Origin of the sequence: Thermocladium sp. ECH_B (genome assembly GCA_001516585.1) — an archaeon.
In the GTDB taxonomy this organism is placed as follows: Archaea; Thermoproteota; Thermoprotei; order Thermoproteales; family Thermocladiaceae; genus Thermocladium.
This window is the reverse complement of record LOBW01000115.1, coordinates 1-3,321: the sequence shown is the minus strand read 5'-3', so window position 1 is coordinate 3,321 and position 3,321 is coordinate 1. Positions and strand designations below refer to the sequence as shown.

Sequence of the window (3,321 nt, the reverse complement as noted above, 5' to 3'; positions counted from 1 at the left end):
TTGTCTTCTTCTACTTTCCTGTTGAATTGTTCTCTTAGTGTTTTGATTTCTGCTATGATTCCTTCGAATCTTTTGTTGTCTTCTTCTACTTTCCTGTTGAAGTCCTCCCTCAGCTTTTCTATGTGTTCGAGTATGGCGGCTATGTCCCCTTTGTCGGCCATGGATTCGGAGAGTATGACTGCTACTTCATGTCTGAGTTCGGGATGCTCTCGTAGCAGTTTTGGTAGTAGCCTAATGAGCTCCTCCGCTGACACTTTAACTCACATATATTATTCAGCTGTGTTTAAAAAGCTGATGTTAGTGTGAGGCGTCCTGATAAGCGTGGTGATGGGTTCGCCATAACTCGACCTCTACCCTCCCGGTGCCCACATTTGTCGTGGTGGTTCTTTGGATTGGTGTGGGTATAGTGGCCGAGCGTGGATGGCTCTGATCGGGCACCATACCCATTCTTTGCCACTTCCTTTTTTACGTTCTACCCTTGTCTTTGGATGTGTAGGGTTTAAATACGTGTAATTTTTTCATTACGTGATGTGGATGAATGGACGATTTGGTGAAATTGGCTTTAAAAATGGATGCGCTGGGGCACCCGCTGAGGCTTCGCTTCGTGGTTTTGCTGTACAGGGGTGGCCCGATGTATCTCTCCGAGCTCGCAAAGAGGGCTGGAGTGAGCAGGGCTCTTGCGAAGGTGCACCTCATAAAGCTACAGAAGGCGGGTATCGTGAAGAGCACGGTGGCTTTGGTGCCGGACGAGGCCAAGGCGCTGCGCTACTACGAGCTGGTGGACTTCGATATCAGGGTGTCGCCCGCAGTGATATCAGGTTACCTTGGGGAGGATGGTGGCGGGCGTGGTGAGTAGGCAGCCCCTGGATGTGAATCTGCTAATATCCACGCTGGTGGTGTGGGTGGCTGTCGCGGTGGGTGTTGTCTACATGATTGTGTATACGGGTGTGACTGGTGTTGTGTTCGCATTCGTGGTGCTAGTGGTTGGCGTATCAGTCTGGAGGCGTGTGCTGACCGGTTCGGGGTACACCGATCGGGAGAGCATTCAGAGTGCTCTCACAGATGTGAAGGCGCAGCTTGCGATACTCAATGAGAAGGTGGATTCTATTAGGAAGACTTTGGAGGAGTGAGTTGTGAGGCTGATTGTGGGCGCCGCCGTGGTGCTGGGGGTCCTCATATTAGCCCTTCTCCTCAGCTTCCTAGTGGCTCCTGGGATGGCGTCATTGCTACGTGGGGCTGGTGTGGTGAAGGTGTACACTTACAGGTTCACTGACACCACCGGTCTCAGCGGTCTCCTTGTGAATGATACGAATGGGGCTATAAGTGTGGGGGTTTGGCGGGGTGACTATGTATACGTAAACGCCACACTCACACGCTTCCTGTACCCCATAAGTGTTAACACCACGGTGCGGAGGGTTGGGGACACGCTTGACATACTAGTCCACGAGCCGCACACAATCTTAATAGGCGGCTACTACACACTTAGCTTCAATATACTGGTACCCGAATCCCTTAATTCACTCAGTGTGCGCGTCGTGGATGTTAACGGTGGTGTGCGCGTCCAGCTTGAGAGCTTCTCAGATGTAGAGGTCAACTCTGTTAACGGCGTGATTCAGTTAGCGCTAGGCTCCGGTGGGTCTGTGGAGGCTAACGATGTTAACGGTGACATCAACCTCACATCCTCCAACATTCGTGGATGGGTTTTGATGACTGTGAATGGGGGGATCACGGCGAGCTTCACCCCCACGCTGGGCGGCGTGTACAGGGCGCTAACCACGAATGGAGACATCAGGATAATGGTACCAAGCAACTCGTCCCTCTCCGTGACGATGGCCACCGTGAATGGCGCGCTTAGCGTGAGTGGGCTACGTCTAGCAAACACCTCAATGAGCAAGACGACGCTGGCGGCCACCATCGGCTCGGGTTCAGCCACACTTACTTTGACCACCACGAATGGGGACATCCAGCTAGCATCACACTAACCCAATCTCATTGGCAGCCCCGAGCGGGGCTACGGCGACCTTGAAACCCACGCGGGACAAAGCCGTTCATCCTCCAGCAGTGGATAAAGGACAGTTCGAGGCGGATTTCCGCGTGCCCCCTGTATGCTTAGCTGTGAGTTTTTAGACGTGTTCAGCCTTCTTACTGCCACCATCGGGTTCTTTGAGTTTTATCCGGCTCTTGGTTACTATCATTCTCAGTGTCTGCTCATAGGTGAGTGTGCCTAGTGTTGTGTGTGGGAGGTTGAATCTTCTTAGTAGTTCTCTAACTATCGCCTGTTCGAGGTGGTGCGCGCTTGGCCCGAAGGCCAATTGGAGGCTTTGCGTAAGGTGTGAAGGATTATTGACTAGGTCCTCGGGGTCTAGGCATGTGTAGTTCAATATCGCTCTTGCGGCTGGCCCACCAAACACGTCGTAGAACACCTTGAGAACGGATTCACGGATTGTTTCCGAGTCCATCAACATTATTTCCACAGATTATATATAGCATTAACACAGATAATCCTTGGCTGTTGTATAGGCGTTCAAACGATTTGAAACCATCCCACTCCCTCTACAAATCCAGGCTAACACATCGGTTTTCGAAGGAATCATCCGAGGTCACTTGTTTATCCCATAGCGGCTTTCAAGAGTTTTATCTGGGGGAAGTCTCCGCCAGTGAGAGCGGGGTAGTTCACGTACCCTTCATCTTGATTCGCACCAATTATTGGATGTGCCTCTTCGGGCTGGGTGGGTTAGGCTAGGCTAGGCTTGAAAACCCCCAGCAGTAGGGGAATATGTCAAGTGTCGTGTTAAGCTATTCGTGGTGTGCCTTTGGTCACCCTACCGTGGTTTGCGTGGTTCTGGACTCCTTGTGTAATGTTCCAGTAGAGTCCCGAGTAGACTCTGAGCATTGCTGAGTTGCTCTTGGCTTCGATATAGACATCGTGGTACCATTGGTGGGTGTGCCTTAGAGTTGTTCTCTTTTAGCGTCGAGCAGGTGCTGTGTTAAAAGTGGGCTGAAGCTCTTAGGTGTGGTTTACAGGTGAGGAGAGTTTTCGTATTCGCAGCCCTGTTCAATCATGGTAAGGTTTACGGATACCCAAAGCGCACCATATTTTGGGATGTGCTTTCCCTGTCAACGAGTGAGCTACCCCGCCATAAATGGCGGAGCTTCCTGCCTCATCGCTCCACCTTGCCTCCCCACCAACCCTAGGGCTGGTAGGGGAGGTATTGGGTGGAGCTCAACCGCAGGCACACTGGGTGGCACCCACCCTGACCTCTTCAAAAGAACCAGAGAAGCGTTAAGGTCGCGGTCCAAGGTGAAACCGCAGTGGGGGCA

The 3,321-nt window shown here is 52.0% G+C and carries 4 protein-coding genes and 2 pseudogenes; 3 read left to right on the top strand and 3 right to left on the bottom strand.

Annotated features, from left to right (window positions below):
* Positions 1-254: pseudogene (locus AT710_09435) on the bottom strand.
* A gap of 284 nt (positions 255-538) precedes the next feature.
* Here AT710_09435 and AT710_09430 point away from each other — a divergent pair.
* From AT710_09430 to AT710_09420, 3 genes are read left to right on the top strand one after another with little or no spacing between them, the layout of a single operon-like run.
* Entirely contained in the window at positions 539-856 is a 318-nt protein-coding gene (locus tag AT710_09430; protein ID KUO90166.1) for an ArsR family transcriptional regulator, read from the top strand.
* Positions 837-1,130 carry a hypothetical protein gene (locus tag AT710_09425; GenBank protein KUO90165.1) on the top strand — a complete coding sequence of 98 codons (294 nt, stop codon included), beginning with the start codon at positions 837-839 and terminating at the stop codon, positions 1,128-1,130. Before AT710_09430 ends, AT710_09425 begins: the two co-directional genes overlap by 20 nt.
* A 3-nt stretch (positions 1,131-1,133) precedes the next feature.
* Complete coding sequence (locus AT710_09420; protein ID KUO90164.1) at positions 1,134-1,982, top strand: hypothetical protein; 849 nt, start codon at positions 1,134-1,136, stop codon at positions 1,980-1,982.
* Between the two features lie 141 nt (positions 1,983-2,123).
* Here the strand turns inward: AT710_09420 and AT710_09415 are convergent, their stop codons facing one another.
* Together AT710_09415 and AT710_09410 are read right to left on the bottom strand one after the other, a co-directional pair.
* Positions 2,124-2,465, bottom strand: a complete 342-nt coding sequence (locus AT710_09415) for a hypothetical protein (protein KUO90163.1) — start codon at positions 2,463-2,465, stop codon at positions 2,124-2,126.
* A gap of 664 nt (positions 2,466-3,129) precedes the next feature.
* Positions 3,130-3,321: pseudogene (locus AT710_09410) on the bottom strand.

Coding starts and splice junctions, on each gene's coding strand:
- AT710_09415 (KUO90163.1), bottom strand. CDS start 2,465: ATGTTGATGGACTCGGAAACAATCCGTGAATCCGTTCTCAAGGTGTTC.
- AT710_09430 (KUO90166.1), top strand. CDS start 539: ATGGACGATTTGGTGAAATTGGCTTTAAAAATGGATGCGCTGGGGCAC.